General features: G+C 71.1%; 18 protein-coding genes and 1 tRNA gene. 12 read left to right on the top strand and 7 right to left on the bottom strand.

Annotated elements, in window-relative coordinates; genetic code table 11:
- Positions 1-5: 5 nt before the first annotated feature.
- Genes ACZ6B8_RS13870 through ACZ6B8_RS13860 form a run of 3 tightly spaced genes read right to left on the bottom strand, consistent with a single transcriptional unit; the run spans position 6 to position 2859 of the window.
- Complete coding sequence (locus tag ACZ6B8_RS13870; RefSeq protein WP_471088637.1) at positions 6-875, bottom strand: TrmH family RNA methyltransferase; 870 nt, start codon at positions 873-875, stop codon at positions 6-8.
- Positions 872-2197 (bottom strand): HTTM domain-containing protein, encoded by a 1326-nt coding sequence (locus tag ACZ6B8_RS13865; protein WP_471607346.1) that lies wholly within the window; start codon positions 2195-2197, stop codon positions 872-874. The genes ACZ6B8_RS13870 and ACZ6B8_RS13865 overlap by 4 nt, the downstream gene beginning before the upstream one ends.
- On the bottom strand, positions 2194-2859 hold the full coding sequence (locus tag ACZ6B8_RS13860) for a DUF5819 family protein (protein ID WP_471607345.1): 666 nt from the start codon (positions 2857-2859) through the stop codon (positions 2194-2196). The genes ACZ6B8_RS13865 and ACZ6B8_RS13860 overlap by 4 nt, the downstream gene beginning before the upstream one ends.
- Here ACZ6B8_RS13860 and ACZ6B8_RS13855 point away from each other — a divergent pair.
- The 7 genes from ACZ6B8_RS13855 (at position 2845) to ACZ6B8_RS13825 (ending at position 8419) form a co-directional block, all read left to right on the top strand.
- Entirely contained in the window at positions 2845-3312 is a 468-nt protein-coding gene (locus ACZ6B8_RS13855; protein ID WP_471607344.1) for a hypothetical protein, read from the top strand. The genes ACZ6B8_RS13860 and ACZ6B8_RS13855 overlap by 15 nt on opposite strands.
- 103 nt (positions 3313-3415) lie before the next feature.
- A complete protein-coding gene (gene paaA / locus ACZ6B8_RS13850; RefSeq protein WP_471607343.1) occupies positions 3416-4513 on the top strand; it encodes a 1,2-phenylacetyl-CoA epoxidase subunit PaaA in 1098 nt (365 codons plus the stop codon).
- Positions 4510-4800 (top strand): 1,2-phenylacetyl-CoA epoxidase subunit PaaB, encoded by a 291-nt coding sequence (gene paaB, locus ACZ6B8_RS13845; RefSeq protein ID WP_471088627.1) that lies wholly within the window; start codon positions 4510-4512, stop codon positions 4798-4800. The genes paaA and paaB overlap by 4 nt, the downstream gene beginning before the upstream one ends.
- The gene (paaC, locus tag ACZ6B8_RS13840) at positions 4797-5567 is read left to right on the top strand and encodes a 1,2-phenylacetyl-CoA epoxidase subunit PaaC (protein WP_471607342.1); all 771 of its coding nucleotides are present in this window, start codon (positions 4797-4799) and stop codon (positions 5565-5567) included. Before paaB ends, paaC begins: the two co-directional genes overlap by 4 nt.
- Complete coding sequence (paaD, locus tag ACZ6B8_RS13835; protein ID WP_471088624.1) at positions 5561-6061, top strand: 1,2-phenylacetyl-CoA epoxidase subunit PaaD; 501 nt, start codon at positions 5561-5563, stop codon at positions 6059-6061. Before paaC ends, paaD begins: the two co-directional genes overlap by 7 nt.
- On the top strand, positions 6061-7143 hold the full coding sequence (locus ACZ6B8_RS13830; RefSeq protein ID WP_471088622.1) for a 2Fe-2S iron-sulfur cluster-binding protein: 1083 nt from the start codon (positions 6061-6063) through the stop codon (positions 7141-7143). The genes paaD and ACZ6B8_RS13830 overlap by 1 nt, the downstream gene beginning before the upstream one ends.
- 142 nt (positions 7144-7285) lie before the next feature.
- Entirely contained in the window at positions 7286-8419 is a 1134-nt protein-coding gene (locus tag ACZ6B8_RS13825) for an acyl-CoA dehydrogenase family protein (protein ID WP_471607341.1), read from the top strand.
- Positions 8420-8504: 85 nt separating this feature from the next.
- On the opposite strand, the gene ACZ6B8_RS13820 is transcribed toward ACZ6B8_RS13825, so the two are convergent.
- From ACZ6B8_RS13820 to ACZ6B8_RS13805, 4 genes are all read right to left on the bottom strand, one after another.
- Entirely contained in the window at positions 8505-8852 is a 348-nt protein-coding gene (locus ACZ6B8_RS13820; protein ID WP_362376480.1) for a rhodanese-like domain-containing protein, read from the bottom strand.
- A gap of 51 nt (positions 8853-8903) precedes the next feature.
- Positions 8904-9842, bottom strand: coding sequence for a hypothetical protein (locus tag ACZ6B8_RS13815; RefSeq protein WP_471607340.1), 939 nt, complete (start codon positions 9840-9842; stop codon positions 8904-8906).
- Between the two features lie 101 nt (positions 9843-9943).
- On the bottom strand, positions 9944-11395 hold the full coding sequence (locus ACZ6B8_RS13810; RefSeq protein ID WP_471088616.1) for a DUF2252 domain-containing protein: 1452 nt from the start codon (positions 11393-11395) through the stop codon (positions 9944-9946).
- A 186-nt stretch (positions 11396-11581) separates the two neighbouring features.
- Positions 11582-11668 (bottom strand) — tRNA-Leu (locus ACZ6B8_RS13805).
- Positions 11669-12162: 494 nt separating this feature from the next.
- Between ACZ6B8_RS13805 and ACZ6B8_RS13800 the strand changes: the two genes are divergently transcribed.
- The 5 genes from ACZ6B8_RS13800 to ACZ6B8_RS13780 all read left to right on the top strand — a co-directional run bounded on the left by ACZ6B8_RS13800 (position 12163) and on the right by ACZ6B8_RS13780 (position 18193).
- Complete coding sequence (locus ACZ6B8_RS13800) at positions 12163-13062, top strand: FhaA domain-containing protein (protein ID WP_471607339.1); 900 nt, start codon at positions 12163-12165, stop codon at positions 13060-13062.
- Between the two features lie 10 nt (positions 13063-13072).
- A complete protein-coding gene (locus ACZ6B8_RS13795) occupies positions 13073-13588 on the top strand; it encodes an FHA domain-containing protein FhaB/FipA (RefSeq protein WP_355812284.1) in 516 nt (171 codons plus the stop codon).
- A 131-nt stretch (positions 13589-13719) separates the two neighbouring features.
- The gene (locus ACZ6B8_RS13790) at positions 13720-15276 is read left to right on the top strand and encodes a Stp1/IreP family PP2C-type Ser/Thr phosphatase (RefSeq protein ID WP_471088612.1); all 1557 of its coding nucleotides are present in this window, start codon (positions 13720-13722) and stop codon (positions 15274-15276) included.
- Between the two features lie 26 nt (positions 15277-15302).
- Positions 15303-16733, top strand: a complete 1431-nt coding sequence (locus ACZ6B8_RS13785; protein WP_471088610.1) for an FtsW/RodA/SpoVE family cell cycle protein — start codon at positions 15303-15305, stop codon at positions 16731-16733.
- Positions 16730-18193, top strand: a complete 1464-nt coding sequence (locus ACZ6B8_RS13780) for a peptidoglycan D,D-transpeptidase FtsI family protein (protein ID WP_471088608.1) — start codon at positions 16730-16732, stop codon at positions 18191-18193. Before ACZ6B8_RS13785 ends, ACZ6B8_RS13780 begins: the two co-directional genes overlap by 4 nt.
- Positions 18194-18307: the final 114 nt, after the last annotated feature.

Below are 18307 nucleotides of genomic sequence, written 5' to 3'. Positions count from 1 at the left end.
CGGGCTCAAGCCTCCGGACCCGGGGGCCTGCCCGCCGACCAGTGGAAGAGCGTCATGCCGACGCTCGTCGCGAGGTTGTAGCTGGAGACCTGCGGGCGCATCGGCAGGGACACCAAGTGGTCCGCGCGGCGCCGCAGTTCGGCCGAGAGCCCGCTGCGCTCGGAGCCGAAGGCGAGGACGGCGTCGTCCGGGAGCTTCAGCCCTCGGATGTCCTCGCCCTCCGCGTCCAGCGCGAACACCGGGCCCGGCGGCAGCGCGGTCACGTCCATGCGCTCCACGGCCGTCGCGAAGTGCAGGCCGGCGCCGCCGCGTACGACCGTGGGATGCCAGGGATCGAGCGTGCCGGTCGTGACCACCCCGGTCGCGCCGAACCCCGCCGCGAGCCGGATCACCGCCCCCGCGTTGCCGAGATTGCGGGGGTCGTCGAGCACGACGACAGGGGCCGGCCTGGGCATCCGCCCCAGCGCCCGGAGGTTGTCCGCGCGGGAGGGGCGCTCCGCGAGCGCGGCCACCGCCGTGGGGTGCAGCCGCGGCACCAAGGCACGCAGCCGCTCGTCCGGTACGTCGATGAGGAGCGCGCCGAGGGCGTCCCGCACATCCGGCGCGAGGTCGTCCGCGAGGGCGAGGACACCGGGCCGGTCACTGGTCAGCGCGACCGGCACCCGAGCGCCGAAGCGCAGGGCGTGCTTGATCGCGTGGAATCCGTCGAGCAGCACGGAGGCGTCGGCGAGACCGCGCCAGAGGCGTACGGCGTCCTCGGGGCGCGCGGCGCCCGCGCCGGTCGCGCTGCCGTTACGGTCCGTACCGCCCGCGACTCCCGTACCGCCCGTATCGCCCTCGCCGTGCGCACCCCCCGCGGCATCCGTGCTGTTCATGGGGAGAAGCCTACGTGCGCGCTTTCGGTGGGCTCCTCGTCCGGCTTTCCGCCGGAACCCCCGGCCGGCACTCCGGGCAAGTGCCCTTCCGACCGCCCGCCCAGGACGCGTTGCCCCGGCATGCCGCCGGTGCCACCCTCACCGTCGGCACCCTCCGGGCGACGGAGCCGAGAAAGCGGAAGCCGAGCAACAGCCCCCTCACGCGCGCGTGCCGCCCATCCGCCCACCCGGAGCAGGAACGCCGTCGGCAGGAACACCGAGTCCGCCGCGATCATCGCGAGGGAGAAGAACGGCAGCCCCAGGACGACCGCGATCACCGAATGCTCGACGATCATCGCCGCCAGCAGCACGTTCTTGACCCGGCGATTGAAGAGCGTGAACGGGAAGGCCACCTGCACGGCGACCGTTCCGTACGTCACCAGCAGCACCATGATGCCGTGGGACGAGAGCAGTTCTGAGAGCGCGGGCCACGGGGAGAAGTAGTCGAGGTTCAGCGGGTAGTAGACGGCCGTGCCGTCCTGCCAGCGACTCCCCTGGATCTTGTACCAGCCGGCCGTCGCATAGATCAGACAGGCCTCGACCATGATCACCAGGAGGCCCGCGTTGTGGGCGATGTCGGCCACGACGTCGAGCAGCTTGCGGAACTCGCCGAGCGAGGCGCTCCGGCGCGCACGCCACCCCACGGCCCACCACAGGCCGTGCACCAGCAGCAGGCCCCAGAGGAACAGCAGCCAGCCGTGGCTGAGCTCGCCCATGAACGTCACGGCGGAGAGCCCGAGCCCGCACACCCACCACAGGGCGGGCCCCACCCGGTCGGCCCGGTCGGCGTCCACGCCCCCGGCACGCGCGCGTGCCGCCCGCCGCGCGTCCAGCGACCAGACCTGGCCACACCGGATGAAGACCAGGTAGGTGGCCATCAGATGGATGACGTTGTCGCCGCCGTCCCCCATGAAGATGCTGCGGTTCTGCAGTGACAACACGCCGATCATGAAGAGCACCGACATCACGCGGGTGTGCCAGCCGAGCAGCAGCAACGCGCTGCTGAGGATCGCGAGCGCGTACACGACCTCGAACCAGAGGTTGCCGTCCGACCACATGAGGGCGGTGAAGGCGCCGTTGTTCGCGATGAGCTGCTGCGCCATGTCCCAGTTCCAGGGGCCGTCGGGCCCGTACATCTCCTGGCGGTGGGGGAGCTCGCGCAGCAGGAAGAACAGCCACGTGCCGGCGAAACCGATCCGGATCATCGCGGTTTGGTACGGACCGAGGGCGTACCCGGTGGCCTTGGTGATGGCCCCTGCAAACGGCCGTTCGAACCGGGTCACCGAGCATTCCCCTTCGTCTGTGCGACCGTCCCGACCGGGCCCTGCGAACCGTTCTTGCCCTCCGACCCCTTCGCCTCCGCCCCCTTGGCCTCCGGCCCCTTCCTCGCCCGGCCGTTGCCGAGCGGCAGGTCCTCGGGCTGCACCGGCCACCAGGGGAGCTGCCGGTACGACGGCTTGGTGGAGACCTTCTCCTCGCTCCACTTCGGCGGGCGCACGTTCGTGGTCTCCGAGCGCAGCTGCACGTTCGCGATCTCGTCGCCCTTGCCGCCGGGCGCCTCGCGGTCGAGCCGCAGGTACGCGATCCGGCGGATGTACTGCTCGGAGAGCTGGCCGCGCAGGCCGACGGGACGATTCTTCGCGTCGTGCGAGCCCACGTAGAAGTCCCAGGCCCGGCGGAGTTCGTTCTGCTGAGTGTGGCTGGGCAGCAGGCTGCCGTCGATGGCGGCGCCGTCCTCGGCGGAGAGCTCGTACCAGTCCGTGGTCCGCATCTCCCCACCAGAGGTACGGAGCTCCGCCCGGGCCTGCACGGCGACGTTCTGCTGGAGCGGGTTGGGCGCGAAGAGCTTCCAGTTCTGCTCGAACTCGGGGTAGATCCAGTCGTCGATCACGTCACCGTGCTGCTTGGTCAGCGTGTTCGACGGTGCGACATGGAGGAAGAGCATCGCTATATGGGCGCAGGCGGCCACGCTGACGACGGCCAGGGCACACGCGGCGACTACCTGGTACCTGAGCTTCAGCCCGGCGATCCCGACGCGGGCGGGCGCCTCATCGACCGCATCGGAAACATGCGCCTCATGGACGCCATCAGAGACACGGTCCTGATCGGTCACCTCAGAAGTACGGGCCTCATCAGCCCCGCCAGAGGCACCGGCTTCATCAGCCCTGCCAGAGGCACCGGCCTCATCAGCCCCACCAGCCTCATTCACCCGTTCGGCCCCATCGTCGAGGCGGTCGGCGCCCTCGCCCCCCTCCACCGGCCCGGGCTCGTCAGGCACCGCGGACCCACCACCCGAGCCCTTGTCGTACCCGTCCATTCCGCCCCGTTCGCCGATCGCGCACCGCACCCTGCCGCCGGAACGGTACTCAGGCCCGCCCGTCACGCACAGCGTCCGTGAAGTTATCCACAGGGTTGACACCTTATGGCGGAGGGCCGCACCATTGAATCCAACGAACCGAACGATCGGTCGGGCGGTTTGCATCAGGGTCGAGGGGGCCGAGATGGCGACAGCAGCCGCACACCAGGCGGCAAGGACGGAGCCGGACCAGACCGCGTCCGGCGCCGCGAGCACGGCGGAACACCAGGCCGCCTTCGACGCGGCGGTCGCCGCCGACGAGCGCATCGAGCCGCGCGACTGGATGCCGGACGCCTATCGCGCGTCCCTGGTCCGCCAGATCGCGCAGCACGCGCACTCCGAGATCATCGGCATGCAGCCGGAAGCCAACTGGATCACCCGCGCCCCCTCCCTGCGGCGCAAGGCGATCCTCATGGCCAAGGTGCAGGACGAGGCCGGTCACGGTCTGTATCTGTACAGCGCCGCCGAGACCCTCGGCACCAGCCGTGACGAGCTGCTCGACAAGCTCCATTCCGGCCGCCAGAAGTACTCCTCGATCTTCAATTACCCCACCCTGACATGGGCGGACGTCGGGGCGATCGGCTGGCTGGTGGACGGCGCCGCGATCACCAACCAGGTCCCCCTGTGCCGCTGTTCGTACGGCCCGTATGCGCGCGCGATGGTCCGCGTCTGCAAGGAGGAGTCGTTCCACCAGCGCCAGGGTTACGAGTCGTTGCTCGCCCTCAGCCGGGGCACCGAGGCCCAGCACGCCATGGCACAGGACGCGGTGAACCGCTGGTGGTGGCCGTCCCTGATGATGTTCGGCCCGCCGGACGACGAGTCCTCGCACTCCGAGCAGTCGATGACGTGGAAGATCAAGCGCCACTCGAACGACGAGCTGCGGCAGCGCTTCGTGGACATCTGCGTCCCCCAGGCCGAGTCGCTCGGCCTGACGCTCCCCGACCCGGACCTGCTGTGGAACGAAACCCGGGGGCACTACGACTTCGGGGCCATCGACTGGACCGAGTTCTGGGACGTCCTGAAGGGCAACGGCCCCTGCAACGACCAGCGGATCACCCAGCGCCGCCGCGCCCACGAGGACGGCGCCTGGGTCAGGGAAGCCGCGACCGCGTACGCCGACAAGCAGGCGACCGCGAGCCAGACCACCCTGAGCGGCACACACGGCACACACGGCGCCCAGGGCGCGCACAGCGACAGTGGCGCGCACCGCGTCGCCGCACGGCACGGAGAGGCGACAGCATGAGCAGCTCGACCGACTGGCCGCTGTGGGAGGTGTTCGTCCGCTCCCGCCGCGGGCTCTCCCACACCCACGCCGGCAGCCTGCACGCCCCGGACGCGGACATGGCCCTGCGCAACGCCCGCGACCTGTACACCCGCCGGAGCGAAGGCGTCTCGCTCTGGGTCGTGCCGTCCGCCGAGATCACCGCCTCCTCGCCGGACGAGAAGGACTCCTTCTTCGAGCCGGCCGGTGACAAGCCCTACCGCCACCCGACGTTCTACGACATCCCCGAGGGGGTGAAGCACCTGTGACCGCCTCGTCCCCCGCCACGGCCGGCGTCCCCGCCGCGGCCGGCCCCCGTGCCCCCCAGACCCCGGCCCCGCCCGCCCTGGCCCTCGGCGACGACGCCCTGGTGCTCTCCCACCGCCTGGGGGAGTGGGCCGGACACGCACCCGTCCTGGAAGAGGAGGTCGCGCTGGCGAACATCGCCCTCGACCTGCTCGGCCAGGCCCGCGTGCTGCTCTCCCTGGTCGGCGACGAGGACGAGCTGGCCTACCTCCGCGGGGAGCGCGCCTTCCGCAACCTCCAGCTGGTCGAGCAGCCGAACGGCGACTTCGCCCACACCATCGCCCGCCAGCTCTACTTCTCCACCTACCAGACGCTGCTGTACGGCCAGTTGGCCTCCGGCGACGGCGAGTTCGCCCCGCTGGCCGCCAAAGCCGTCAAGGAAGTGGCCTACCACCAGGACCACGCCGAGCAGTGGACCCTGCGCCTCGGTGACGGCACGGACGAGAGCCACGACCGGATGCAGCGCGGCCTCGACGCTCTGTGGCGGTTCACCGGTGAGATGTTCCAGCCGGTGGCCGGCCTGGACGTCGACTGGCAGAGGCTGCGGGACGACTGGACCGCATCGGTGGCCGCCGTCGTCGGGTCGGCCACCCTGACCGTGCCCGAGAGCCCGCAGTCCGGCGCGTGGGCAGCGGGCGCGGGACGCGAGGGACTGCACACCGAGTCGTTCGGCAGGATGCTCGCCGAGATGCAGCACCTGCACCGCAGCCACCCGGGGGCGTCATGGTGACGGCCGCGCCCACCGCGCTGGAGGCGGAGCTCCTGGCCCTCGCGGGCTCGGTGCCCGACCCCGAGTTGCCCGTGCTCACCCTGGCGGAGCTCGGCGTGGTGCGCGGCGTGCGGGTCCTCGCCCCCGGCAAGGTCGACGTCGAGCTGACCCCGACCTACACGGGCTGCCCGGCGATCGAGGCCATGTCCGCCGACATCGAGCAGGTGCTGCACGACCGCGGCATGGCCGAGGTATCGGTGCGCACCGTGCTCTCCCCCGCCTGGTCCACGGACGACATCAGCGCCGAAGGGCGCCGCAAGCTGGCCGAGTTCGGCATAGCTCCCCCGCGCTCCCACGCGGCGGACGGGCCCGTCCCGCTGAGCCTGTCGATCCGCTGCCCCCACTGCGGCTCGACCGACACGGAGCTGCTCAGCCGCTTCTCCTCCACGGCCTGCAAGGCGCTGCGCCGCTGCGCCTCCTGCCGTGAACCCTTCGACCATTTCAAGGAGTTGTGATGGCCCGCTTCCACCCGCTCCGGGTTGCGGCGGTCGACCGGCTCACCGACGACTCCGTGACGCTGACGTTCGACGTGCCGCCCGCGCTGCGCGAGGAGTTCCGCTTCACCCCGGGGCAGCACCTCGCCATCCGGCGCTTCGCCGACGGCGCCCAGATCCGGCGCACGTACTCGATCTGCTCCCCGGCTCCCTCTCTGGACGCCCCGGACGAGCCCCGGTCCCTGCGGGTCGGGGTGCGTCTGGTCGAGTCCGGCGCCTTCTCCACGTACGCCTTCAAGGAGCTCGCGGTCGGTGACGAGCTGGACGTGATGACCCCGGCCGGGCGCTTCACGCTCGACCCGGCGCCGGGCCGTTATGCGGCGATCGTCGGCGGCAGCGGCATCACGCCGGTGCTCTCCATCGTCGCGACCCTCCTGGAGCGCGAGCCGAAGGCGGACTTCTGCCTCATACGCAGCGACCGCACCGCCGCCTCGACGATGTTCCTGGAAGAGGTCGCCGACCTGAAGGACCGCTGGCCCGACCGGTTCCAGCTGGTGACCGTGCTCTCCCGCGAGGAGCAGCAGTCGGGGCTCGACTCCGGGCGGCTCGACGAGGAGCGGCTCACCCGGCTGCTGCCCGCGCTGTTGCCGGTGTCGGACATCGAGGGCTGGTTCCTGTGCGGGCCGTTCGGCCTGGTCCAGGGCGCAGAGCGGACGCTGCGGGCGCTCGGTGTGCCCCGGCGCCGGGTTCACGAGGAGATCTTCCACGTGGACGACAGCCTCCCGGCCGTCTCCCCGGCCCCCGCCGCCGCTTCCACCGCCCCCTCGCACAGCACGGTGACGGCGACCCTCGACGGCCGCTCGGGCACCTGGCCCGTCCAGGAGGGCGAGACGCTGCTCGAAACGGTGCTGCGCAACCGCGCCGACGCGCCGTACGCCTGCAAGGGCGGCGTGTGCGGCACCTGCCGTGCGTTCTGTGTCTCGGGCGAGGTGCGGATGGACCGCAACTACGCGCTGGAGCCGGAGGAGACGGAGGCCGGGTATGTCCTTGCGTGCCAGTCCCGTCCGGCCACGGACACGGTGGAGCTGGACTTCGACCGCTGAGGAGCCCTGAGGACCGCCGGCAGAACCTGTTCCCTTCCCATAGAACCTGTTCTATCTTGACGCCCCGTCAGGTACGTGGAGTACGCAGAGGCGGAAGTGGCGACGGGACGCGTCAGCCGGCCGGTGCACGGGAGGACAGACAGTGGACTTCACCTTCACCGAGGAACAGCAGGCCGTGGTCGAAACGGCGAAGGCACTCTTCGCCGACGTCGCACCGGACGGAGTGCCGAGCCCCGCGCTCACGCCCGGCGCCGTCGCCGAGGACTTCGACCGCGCCCTGTGGTCCCGGCTGGCCGGCGCCGACCTGCTGGGCGTCCTGATCGACACCGAGCACGGCGGCGTGGGGCTGGACCCCGTCGCGCTGTGCCTGGTCCTGCGCGAGTCCGCGAAGGTTCTCGCCCGGGTCCCGCTCCTGGAGAGCAGCGCCGCCGCGAGCGCCGTACAGGCGTACGGGAGCGACGAGATGAAACGGCGGATCCTCCCCGAGGCCGCCCGGGGCGAGCTGGTCCTGACCGTCACCGCCCACGGGCGCACCGGCCACGACCCGGCCGAACTGGCCGTCACCGCACAGCGCGACGGCGACGACTGGACCCTCGACGGCGTGCAGACGGGCGTGCCGTGGGCGCACCAAGCCGACCTCGTCGTCGTCCCCGCGCACACGCCCGGAGGCCACCCGGTCCTCGCGCTCGTCCCCCGCGACCACGCGGGTCTCACCCGCGCCGAACAGTTCTCCACCAGCGGCGAGCTCTTGGGCGAACTCCGCCTGGAGGGCGTGCGCGTCGCCGCGTCCGACGTCATCGAGGCCGACGGAGCCTGGGACAAGCTGCGCGACCTGCTCACCACCGGGACCTGCGCGCTGGCGCTCGGCCTCGGCGAGGCCGTCCTGCGGATGACGAGCGCATACACCGCAAAGCGCGAGCAGTTCGGGCATCCGGTGGCGACGTTCCAGGCCGTGGCCGTGCAGGCCGCCGACCGCTACATCGACCTGCGCGCGATGGAGGTCACCCTCTGGCAGGCCGCCTGGCGCATCAGCTCCGGAGCGGGCGGCGCGCTGCCCACGGCGGGCGACGTGGCCGTGGCCAAGATCTGGGCCTCGGACGGCGTACGAAGGGTCGTACAGACCGCCCAGCACCTGCACGGCGGCTTCGGCGCGGACACCGACTACCCCCTGCACCGCTATCACGCCTGGGCCAAACAGCTGGAGCTCTCGCTCGGCCCGGCAGCCGCCCACGAGGAGGCGCTGGGCGACCTGTTGGCCGCCCACCCACTCGGCTGACCCGGCTGAGGGTCTCAGCGATTGACCGGCCGACCGGCCGAACCGGCGCCGGAACGACCGGCGGGCCCGTCCGCCCGCCCGTCCGTCAGACGACGGCGCCCGGCTGTCCCTTGTCGTCGACCACGGGGCGGCCCGCGGCCTCCCAGGCCTCCATGCCACCGGCGACGTTCACCGCGTCGATGCCCTGCTGCGCGAGGTACATGGTGACCTGGGCGGAGCGCCCGCCGGACCGGCAGATCACGTTGACCCGGCCGTCCTGCGGGGCGGCCTCGGTCAACTCGCCGTACCGGGAGACGAACTCACTCATCGGGATGTGCAGCGCGTCCGCGGCGTGACCGGCCTGCCATTCCTCGTCCTCGCGGACGTCCAGCAGAAAGTCGCCGCTCGAAAGGTCGTCGATGCCGACCGTGGGCACCTGAGATCCGAAAGCCATGCCCCCGACGCTACCCGACCCCCGCCGGCACCGAGCCGCCAGCCGCCCGCGCTACGCGGTGAGGCGCCGCAGCTCCGCCTCGCGCTCGGCGACCTGGGCGAGCAGCTGCTCGGCGATCTCGTCGAGGAGCGTGTCCGGGTCGTCGGGCGCCAGCCGCAGCATCCCGCCGATCGCGCTCTCCTCCAGCTCCTTGGCGAGCACGGAGAGCAGCTCCTTGCGCTGGGAGAGCCACTCCAGGCGCGCGTACAGCTCCTCGCTGCGGGTGAGCCGCTCCTCCTCGGGCGCCGGGCCCGCGGCCCACTCCTCGGAGAGCTCCCGCAGGAGCGCCTCGTCGCCACGGGCGTAGGCGGCGTTGACGCGCGTGATGAACTCCTCGCGCCGCTGCCGCTCGCCCTCCTCCTGCGCCAGGTCCGGGTGCGCCTTGCGGACGAGGTCGCGGTAGAGCTTGCGGGCCTCCTCGCCGGGCCGCACCCGCTGCGGCGGCCGCACCGACTGGTCGGTGAGCATCGCGGCGGCCTCGGGGTAGAGCCCCTCGCCGTCCATCCAGCCGTGGAACAGCTCCTCGACGCCCGGCATCGGCATCACCCGCGCCCGCGCCTCGTCCGCCTTGCGCCGGTCCTCGGGGTCGCCGGTGCGGGCCGCGGTGGCCTCGGCGATCTGCGCGTCGAGCTCGTCGAGGCGTGCGTACATCGGGCCGAGCTTCTGGTGGTGCAGGCGGGAGAAGTTCTCGACCTCCACGCGGAAGGTCTCCAACGCGATCTCGTACTCGATCAGCGCCTGCTCGGCCGCGCGGACAGCCCTTTCGAGCCGCTCCTCGGGACGCTCCTCCCGCTGCTCCCGCGGGGCGTCCGCGGCCCGCTCGGCGGACCGCTCCCTGAGGCGTGCCTTCAGCTGCTCCTTGAGCCGCCCTTCGGTACCCGTCTGCCGGGCCTCCGCTTCGGGAGTCTCAGGCGTCTCGGGCTGCGTCGGCTCGGCTTCCGGGGTCGTCACCCGACCAGCCTAGGCCACCGGGCGCCCCGCCCCGGAAAACCGCACCGCCCCCGGCACACGCCCGCCCCGGCCCGACCGCCGTACGCCCCGGAGTCCGCCCCTCACACACCGGCCTCCGCCGCCACCCGCCCCTCCTTGACCGCAGCCACCAGCAGCGCGTGATCCGCCTCGGTCCGGTCCGCGTACGCCGTGGCGAAACGGGCCATCGCGTCGTCCAGCTGGTCGTTCTTGCCGCAGTACCCCGCTATGAGGCGCGGGTCCGCGCTGTGCGCGTGCGCACGGGCCAGCAGGGCGCCGGTCATGCGGCCGTAGTCGTCCAGCTGCTCGGCGGCCAGCGCCGCCGGGTCGACGCTGCCCTTGCGGTTCCTGAACTGGCGTACCTGGAACGGCCGTCCACCCACCGTCGTCCACCCGAGCAGGAAGTCGCTGACCACCTGCATCCGCTTCTGGCCGAGCACCACCCTGTGCCCCTCGTGCGCCGTCTTCGGCGCCTTGAACCCGGCCACCGGCAGATGCGGCAGCAGCGCGGAGGGCCGGGCCTCCTTGACCTGGAGCACCAGCGGCTCGCCCCGGTGGTCGAGCAGCAGCACCACGTACGACCGCAGTCCCACGCTGCCCGTGCCGACGACGCGGAACGCCACGTCCTGGATCGCGTACCGCGCGAGCAGCGGCAGCCGGTCCTCGGTCAGCGTCTCCAGATACTCCCCGAGCGCCCCGGCCACCGCGGCGGCCTCGCCGTCCGGCACCCGGCGCAGCACGGGCGGGGAGTCCACGAAGCGCCGCCCCGCGGCGGCGGCGCCCTCGTCACCGTCCCCCTCGACGCGCTCGGTCGACTTGGCGGCGAACCGGGCGCTCGTGTTCTTCCGCGCCTTCTCGGAGACCCGCTCCAGGGTGCCGAGGAGGTCGCGGGCGTCCGCGTGCGAGACCAGCTCCTCGTCCGCGATGGCGTTCCACGCGTCGAGGACCGGGAGCTTCGCGAGCAGCCGCATGGTGCGGCGGTAGGCGCCCACGGCGTCCCGCGCGGCCTCCTGGCAGGTGTCCTCGGCCGCGCCCGCCTCGCGCCCCGCGAGCACCAGGGACGCGGCGAGCCGCTTGAGGTCCCACTCCCAGGGGCCGTGCACCGTCTCGTCGAAGTCGTTCAGGTCGATGACGAGGCCGCCGCGCGCGTCCCCGTACAACCCGAAGTTCGCCGCGTGCGCGTCCCCGCAGATCTGTGCGCCGATGCCCGTCATCGGGGTGCGCGCGAGGTCGTACCCCATCAGGCCCGCGGAGCCGCGCAGGAACGCGAAGGGGGAGGCGGCCATCCTGCCGACGCGGATCGGCGCGAGCTCCTCCAACCGGCTGCGGTTGGACTCCCGCACCGCGGCCACCGGGTCGGGGCGCCCGCCGTCCACCACGAACTCCGCGTGCGAGGTCCGCGGCACCCGCTCCCGCAGCGCCTTGCCCTCTTTCTTCGGCGACCCCTGCGCGGGCCACTCGGCGAACCCCGCGACCCGCGGCACCCGCTCGCCCCGCTGCCCGGGAATCCTCCCGCCGGACTTCACCATGATCATCGCCCCCGCCGGCGCTCCGCCCCACCCCGAATCCGGCCTCGACCGTACCGCCGCACGTCGACCGGCGTCAGAGCCTGTGGATAACTTCGGTGACATACATCACGGCGCCCAGGCGGGCACAACGAAAGGGCACAAAAAGAAGCGGCCCTCCTCCGGACTTTCGTCCGGAGGAGGACCGCTTCCTCATGGTGCGCGAGGGGGGAGTTGAACCCCCACGCCCTTTCGGGCACTGGAACCTGAATCCAGCGCGTCTGCCTATTCCGCCACCCGCGCATTGGGTGTTGTCTTTGGGGCCTGCCTTGGGGGGCGAGCGCCTGCCGACATCCAGAAGATTAGCACGCTGCAGACGGTGGATTCACATCCGTTCGGCCGGGCACCTGGCCAGGTGCGGGCCCGGACCGGGCTCCGCCCCGCCCGGCCCGGCGCCCGGACGCGAACCCGTCCCGCCCGACACCGCGGCCCCCGTCCCGGCCGAGCTCGGCGAGGTCCACAGCCAGGTGCGGGACACTGGCTTTGGGCCCCCTCTACGATCCCTCGTGAAGGGAGACTCGAACCGGAGTCCCGAGCCACCGCCCGTACGGGGTGCCGGGGCAACGAATCAGGGCTTCCTCAGGGGTCCTGGGAGGATCCTCTGGACCCTGGTGCGGGCATGTCTTGTGAGAGGCGACACTCGTCGACTGGGCGGACAGGGGGAACCAGCCGATTTCCCGGCGCGTGGATACGATCAGTAAGCAGTACCAGGATGACTACGACGGAGGAGGTGCCCCATGGGAGTCCTGAAGAAGTTCGAGCAGCGTCTCGAAGGTCTGGTCAACGGCACCTTCGCCAAGGTGTTCAAGTCCGAGGTCCAGCCCGTCGAGATCGCCGGCGCCCTCCAGCGCGAGTGCGACAACAACGCGACGATCTGGAACCGCGAGCGGACGGTCGTCCCCAACGACTTCATCGTGGAGCTCAGCGCCCCCGACTTCGACCGGCTGAGTCCGTACTCGGGCCAGCTCGGCGACGAGCTCTCCGGCATGGTGCGCGACTACGCGAAGCAGCAGCGCTACAGCTTCATGGGTCCCATCAAGGTCCACCTGGAGAAGGCCGAGGACCTCGACACCGGGCTGTACCGGGTCCGTAGCCGCACGCTTGCCTCCAGCAGCTCCCAGGCGCCCGAGCGCGCCCCCGCGGCCCCCGGCGGCCCCGCCGCCGCTCCCGGCCGCGGTGCGGGCGGCCCAGGCGCCGCGGGCGGGGGCTACGGATATCCCCAGCCGCCGTCCGGCGCTCCCGGCGGTCCGCCTCCCATGCCCGCCGCGCCGCCGCCCGGCGCGGGCCGCCCCGGCGGGCAGCCCCCGGCACCGAGCAGGCCCCAGGGCCCCGGCGCCGGTCCACTACCGGGCGCCCAGGTGCGGCGCTGGATCGAGATCAACGGCAATCGCCATCAGATCTCCCGCCCGACGCTGGTGCTGGGTCGCAGCACCGACGCCGATGTGCGGATCGACGACCCCGGCGTATCGCGCCGGCACTGTGAGATCCGGACCGGAACGCCCTCGACGATCCAGGATCTCGGGTCCACCAACGGCATCGTGGTGGACGGGCAGCACACCACCCGCGCTACGCTCCGCGACGGCTCGCGGATCGTCGTGGGTCAAACCACCATCGTTTACCGGCAAGCCGAAGGGTGAAGCGGGGGCAATGTCAGAGCTGACCCTGACGGTCATGCGGCTAGGTTTCCTAGCCGTCCTGTGGCTGTTCGTGATCGTGGCCGTCCAGGTCATCCGCAGCGACCTGTTCGGAACGCGCGTCACCCAGCGCGGTTCGCGCCGGGAGCGTCCCCAGCAGGCCGCCCGCCAGCAGCAGGCCGCCGCGCCTCCGCCGCAGCGGCAGCAGGGCGGCGGTGGCCGTCAGCGGCGCGGCGCCCCCAGCAAGCTGGTCGTCTCCGAGGGCATCCTCGCCGGGACGACCGTCGCGCTGCAGGGCCAGACCATCACGCTGGGCCGGGCGCACGACTCCACGATCGTGCTGGACGACGACTACGCCTCCAGCAGGCATGCCAGGATCTACCCGGACCGTGACGGCCAGTGGATCGTCGAGGATCTCGGGTCCACCAACGGCACGTATCTCGACCGGACCCGACTCACCACCCCGACGCCCGTTCCGCTGGGCGCGCCGATCCGCATCGGCAAGACCGTCATCGAGCTGCGGAAGTAGTACTACGTCATGACAGAGCGCGAGCGGAGCGAGCGAGCCGAAACGGCTGTCCAGGCACTGGACGCCGGCGCGCTCCCGACCGGAGGGTGGGCACCGTGCGGATGTACCCGGAGCCGACGGGCGAGGTGCGCATGAGTCTGTCTTTGCGCTTCGCCGCCGGATCGCACAAAGGCATGATCCGGGAGGGGAACGAGGACTCCGGTTACGCCGGCCCACGCCTCCTCGCGATCGCCGACGGCATGGGGGGCCAGGCCGCGGGCGAGGTGGCGAGCTCCGAGGTGATCTCGACTCTCGTCACGCTCGACGACGACGTCCCGGGCTCGGACATCCTCACCTCGCTCGGCACCGCCGTGCAGCGGGCCAACGACCAGCTGCGCGTGATGGTCGAGGAGGACCCCCAGCTCGAGGGCATGGGGACGACCCTGACCGCCCTCCTGTGGACGGGCCAGCGCCTCGGCCTCGTCCACGTCGGCGACTCGCGCGCGTACCTCCTGCGGGACGGCGTGCTCACGCAGATCACCCAGGACCACACCTGGGTGCAGCGCCTCGTCGACGAGGGCCGGATCACCGAGGAAGAGGCCACCACCCACCCGCAGAGGTCGCTCCTCATGCGCGCGCTGGGCAGCGGCGACCACGTGGAGCCGGATCTGTCGATCCGCGAGGTCCGCGCCGGCGACCGCTACCTGATCTGCTCGGACGGCCTCTCCGGAGTCGTCTCGCACCAGACCATGGAGGACACCCTCGCCTCCTACCAGGGCCCCCAGGAGACCGTGCAGGAGCTGATCCAGCTCGCCCTGCGCGGTGGTGGCCCCGACAACATCACCGTGATCGTCGCCGACGTCCTGGACATCGACAGCGGCGACACCCTCGCGGGACAGCTGTCCGACACCCCCGTGGTGGTCGGCGCGGTCGCCGAGAACCAGCTCCAGTCGCAGGACGACGGCGCCATGCAGACGCCCGCGGGGCGCGCCTCCGGGCTCGGCCGTCCGGTCCCGCCGCAGCCCTCCTCGGGCGGCGGTGGCTTCGGCCCGCCCGGCAGCGGCGCCACCACGGGGTACGCACCCGAGGACAGCTTCGGGTCCTACGACGACGAGGACTTCGTCAAGCCCGGCGGCGGCCGCAAGTGGCTCAAGAGATCCCTCTACGGGGCGCTCGCCCTCGCCGTCATCGCCGGTGGCCTCTACGGCGGCTACCGCTGGACCCAGACCCAGTACTACGTGGGCACGAAGGACGAGCACATCGCCCTGTACCGGGGCATCGACCAGGACCTGGCCTGGGTCAGCCTGTCGAAGGTCGAGAAGGACCACCCCGAGATCGAACTCAAGTACCTGCCGCCGTACCAGCGCAAGCAGGTCGAGGGGACCATCCCCGAGGACAACCTCGACGACGCCAAGGGCAAGGTCGACGAGTTGGGCCTGCAGGCCTCCGCGTGCCGGAAGGAAGCCGAGCGCCGCGAGGTCGAGCGCGAGAACAACGCCAAGCCCGGCGAGGGCGAAGCCGGTGGCACCGAGGGCCGGCGCAAGCCGACGGGCCCCGACTCCACGACCGCCCCGCCCGTCGGGGACGACAAGAACGACAAGAACAGCTCGACCGACAAGAACAAGTCCAAGACCGCACCGACTCCCACACCCGGCCCCAGCCTCTCCGACGATGAGCAGAAGCTGGTCCCGCTGTGCGGTAAGCAGTAAGCAGCCGTTGGGGGCCTTTGCACGCCATGAGCAGTACTACACACACGTCGACGATCGGCGCGATCGGTGCGCCGAGCCGGCGCAACACCGAGCTCGCGCTGCTTGTGTTCGCAGTCGTCATTCCGCTGTTCGCCTACATGAACGTGGGCCTGGCCATCGACGGCGAGGTGCCGTCCGGCATGCTCGGCTACGGCGCGGGCCTCGGCCTGCTCGCCGCGGTGGGCCACCTCGTCGTCCGCAAGTTCGCGGCCTACGCCGACCCGCTCCTGCTGCCGCTCGCCACCCTGCTGAACGGCCTGGGTCTGGTGCTGATCTGGCGGCTCGACCAGTCCGAGCGCCTGCAGCAGCTGCCGAACTTCAGCCCCGCGGCGCCGAACCAGCTCAAGTACTCCGCGATCGGCATCGCCCTGTTCGTCGGCGTGCTGCTGCTGCTCAAGGACCACCGCGTCCTGCAGCGCTACACCTACATCTCCATGGTCGCGTCCCTGGTGCTGCTGCTCCTGCCACTCGTGCCGGGGCTCGGCATGAACGTCTTCGGCGCGAAGATCTGGATTCACGTCGGCGGATTCTCGATCCAGCCCGGGGAGTTCGCGAAGATCGTCATCGCGATCTTCTTCGCCGGGTACCTGATGGTGAAGCGCGACGCCCTCGCCCTGGCCAGCCGCCGTTTCATGGGCCTGTACCTGCCGCGTGGCCGTGACCTCGGGCCGATCATCGTCGTCTGGGCCATGTCGATCCTCATCCTCGTCTTCGAGACCGACCTCGGTACGTCGCTGCTGTTCTTCGGCATGTTCGTCGTCATGCTGTACGTCGCCACGGAGCGCACCAGCTGGATCGTCTTCGGTCTGCTGATGTCCGCCGTCGGCGCCGTCGCCGTGGCGAGCTTCGAGCCGCACATCCAGACGCGTGTGCAGGCCTGGCTCAACCCGTTGCGCGAGTACAAGCTCAGCCAGGCCGGCGTCCAGGACGGTGTCCTCCACTCCGAACAGGCGATGCAGGCCCTGTGGGCCTTCGGCTCCGGCGGCACCCTCGGCTCCGGTCTCGGCCAGGGCCACTCGGACCTGATCAAGTTCGCCGCCAACTCCGACTTCATCCTCGCCACCTTCGGCGAGGAGCTCGGGCTCGCCGGCATCATGGCGATCCTGCTCATCTACGGGCTGATCGTCGAGCGCGGCGTCCGCACGGCGCTCGCCGCCCGCGACCCGTTCGGCAAGCTCCTCGCGATCGGTCTCTCCGGCGCCTTCGCCATCCAGGTCTTCGTCGTCGCCGGCGGCGTCATGGGTCTCATCCCGCTGACCGGTATGACCATGCCCTTCCTGGCGTACGGCGGTTCCTCCGTCATCGCCAACTGGGCGCTGATCGGCATCCTGATCAGGATCAGCGACACCGCGCGCCGCCCGGCCCCGTCCCCCGCCCCGAACCCAGACGCCGAGATGACGCAGGTGGTCCGACCGTGAACAAGCCCCTGCGCCGGATCGCGATCTTCTGCGGGCTGCTCATCCTCGCCCTGCTCGCCCGGGACAACTGGCTCCAGTACGTCCAGGCCGACACCCTGGCCAAGGACGACAAGAACCGCCGCGTCACCATCGAGCGCTACTCCCAGCCGCGCGGCGACATCATCGTCGACGGCAAGCCGATCACCGGCTCCAAGGCGACGCCGGGCAACGACCTCAAGTACAAGCGCACCTGGAAGGACGGGCCCATGTGGGCCCCCGTCACCGGCTACTCCTCGCAGCGCATGGGCGCCACCCAGCTGGAGAGCATCGACGACGGCATCCTGACGGGCAACGACGACCGGCTCTTCTTCCGCCGCACCCTGGACATGCTGACCGGCGAGAAGAAGGAGGGCGGCAATGTCGTCACGACCCTCAACTCCGCCGCGCAGAAGGCCGCGTACGAGGGCCTGAAGGGCCGCGGCAAGGGCGCCGTCGCCGCGATCGACCCCTCCACGGGCGCGATCCTGGCCCTGGCCTCCACCCCGTCGTACGACCCCGGCGACTTCGCCGGCAACACGAACGAGGAAGCGGAGAAGTACCTCCACCTGGACAAGGACAAGGACAAGCCGATGGTCAACCGCGCGCTGCGCGAGACCTATCCGCCCGGCTCCACCTTCAAGGTGGTCACGGCGGCGGCCGCCCTTGAGCACGGCCTGTACGACGGCATCGACAGCAAGACGGACTCGCCGGACCCCTGGACGATGCCGAACACGACGCAGCCGCTGCCGAACGAGGGGAACATCCCCTGCAAGAACGCCACGCTGCGTGAGGCGCTGCGCTGGTCCTGCAACACCGTCTTCGGCAAGATCGGCTCCGATCTCGGCAAGGACAAGATGCTGGAGACGGCGAAGAAGTTCGGCTTCAACGAGCAGCAGTTCGTGCCGGTCCGCTCCAACGCCTCCAACTTCCCCGAGGACATGGACAAGCCGCAGACCGCGCTGTCCTCCATCGGCCAGTTCGAGACGGCCGCGACGCCGCTGCAGATGGCCATGGTCGCCTCCGCGGTCGCCAACGACGGCACGCTCATGGAGCCGTACATGGTCAGCGAGCTGCAGGCGCGCAACCTGGACACCATCGAGAAGCACTCGCCCAAGGAGATGAGCGAGCCGCTCTCGAAGGAGAACGCGCAGAAGCTCCAGGAAATGATGGAGACGGTGGTCGAGAAGGGCACCGGAACCATGGCGAAGATCCCGGGCGTCACCGTGGGCGGAAAGACGGGTACGGCGCAGCACGGCGTGGCGAACAGCAAGAACCCCTACGCCTGGTTCATCTCGTACGCGAAGACGGACTCCGGGTCGCCGGTCGCCGTGGCCGTGGTGGTCGAGGACAGCGACGCCAGCCGCCAGGACATCTCCGGTGGCGGTCTCGCGGCGCCGATCGCCAAGGACGTGATGAAGGCAGTCATCGACAGCAAGAAGTGACCCCCGTCACGGCCCCTCCACATCGGTGCACGTTGCGGTACCGGTCCGGTATCGGGTGACGGTCGCGGCCGGGTCACGTAAGTGGAGCCGGGTACCGTATGCCCGGACAGCACA

It is taken from the genome of Streptomyces sp. NPDC041122 (assembly GCF_055592445.1).
The sequence above is the reverse complement of the archived record's forward strand: the minus strand, read 5'-3'. Positions and strand labels throughout refer to the sequence as shown.

What these genes read in the sequence shown, in the direction of transcription:
- ACZ6B8_RS13870 (WP_471088637.1), bottom strand. Translation starts at nt 875, where the DNA reads ATGAACAGCACGGATGCCGCGGGGGGTGCGCACGGCGAGGGCGATACG.
- ACZ6B8_RS13855 (WP_471607344.1), top strand. Translation starts at nt 2,845, where the DNA reads ATGGAGGAAGAGCATCGCTATATGGGCGCAGGCGGCCACGCTGACGAC.
- ACZ6B8_RS13860 (WP_471607345.1), bottom strand. Translation starts at nt 2,859, where the DNA reads ATGCTCTTCCTCCATGTCGCACCGTCGAACACGCTGACCAAGCAGCAC.
- paaA (WP_471607343.1), top strand. Translation starts at nt 3,416, where the DNA reads ATGGCGACAGCAGCCGCACACCAGGCGGCAAGGACGGAGCCGGACCAG.
- paaB (WP_471088627.1), top strand. Translation starts at nt 4,510, where the DNA reads ATGAGCAGCTCGACCGACTGGCCGCTGTGGGAGGTGTTCGTCCGCTCC.
- paaD (WP_471088624.1), top strand. Translation starts at nt 5,561, where the DNA reads ATGGTGACGGCCGCGCCCACCGCGCTGGAGGCGGAGCTCCTGGCCCTC.
- ACZ6B8_RS13830 (WP_471088622.1), top strand. Translation starts at nt 6,061, where the DNA reads ATGGCCCGCTTCCACCCGCTCCGGGTTGCGGCGGTCGACCGGCTCACC.
- ACZ6B8_RS13820 (WP_362376480.1), bottom strand. Translation starts at nt 8,852, where the DNA reads ATGGCTTTCGGATCTCAGGTGCCCACGGTCGGCATCGACGACCTTTCG.
- ACZ6B8_RS13810 (WP_471088616.1), bottom strand. Translation starts at nt 11,395, where the DNA reads ATGATCATGGTGAAGTCCGGCGGGAGGATTCCCGGGCAGCGGGGCGAG.
- ACZ6B8_RS13800 (WP_471607339.1), top strand. Translation starts at nt 12,163, where the DNA reads ATGGGAGTCCTGAAGAAGTTCGAGCAGCGTCTCGAAGGTCTGGTCAAC.
- ACZ6B8_RS13795 (WP_355812284.1), top strand. Translation starts at nt 13,073, where the DNA reads ATGTCAGAGCTGACCCTGACGGTCATGCGGCTAGGTTTCCTAGCCGTC.
- ACZ6B8_RS13790 (WP_471088612.1), top strand. Translation starts at nt 13,720, where the DNA reads ATGAGTCTGTCTTTGCGCTTCGCCGCCGGATCGCACAAAGGCATGATC.
- ACZ6B8_RS13785 (WP_471088610.1), top strand. Translation starts at nt 15,303, where the DNA reads ATGAGCAGTACTACACACACGTCGACGATCGGCGCGATCGGTGCGCCG.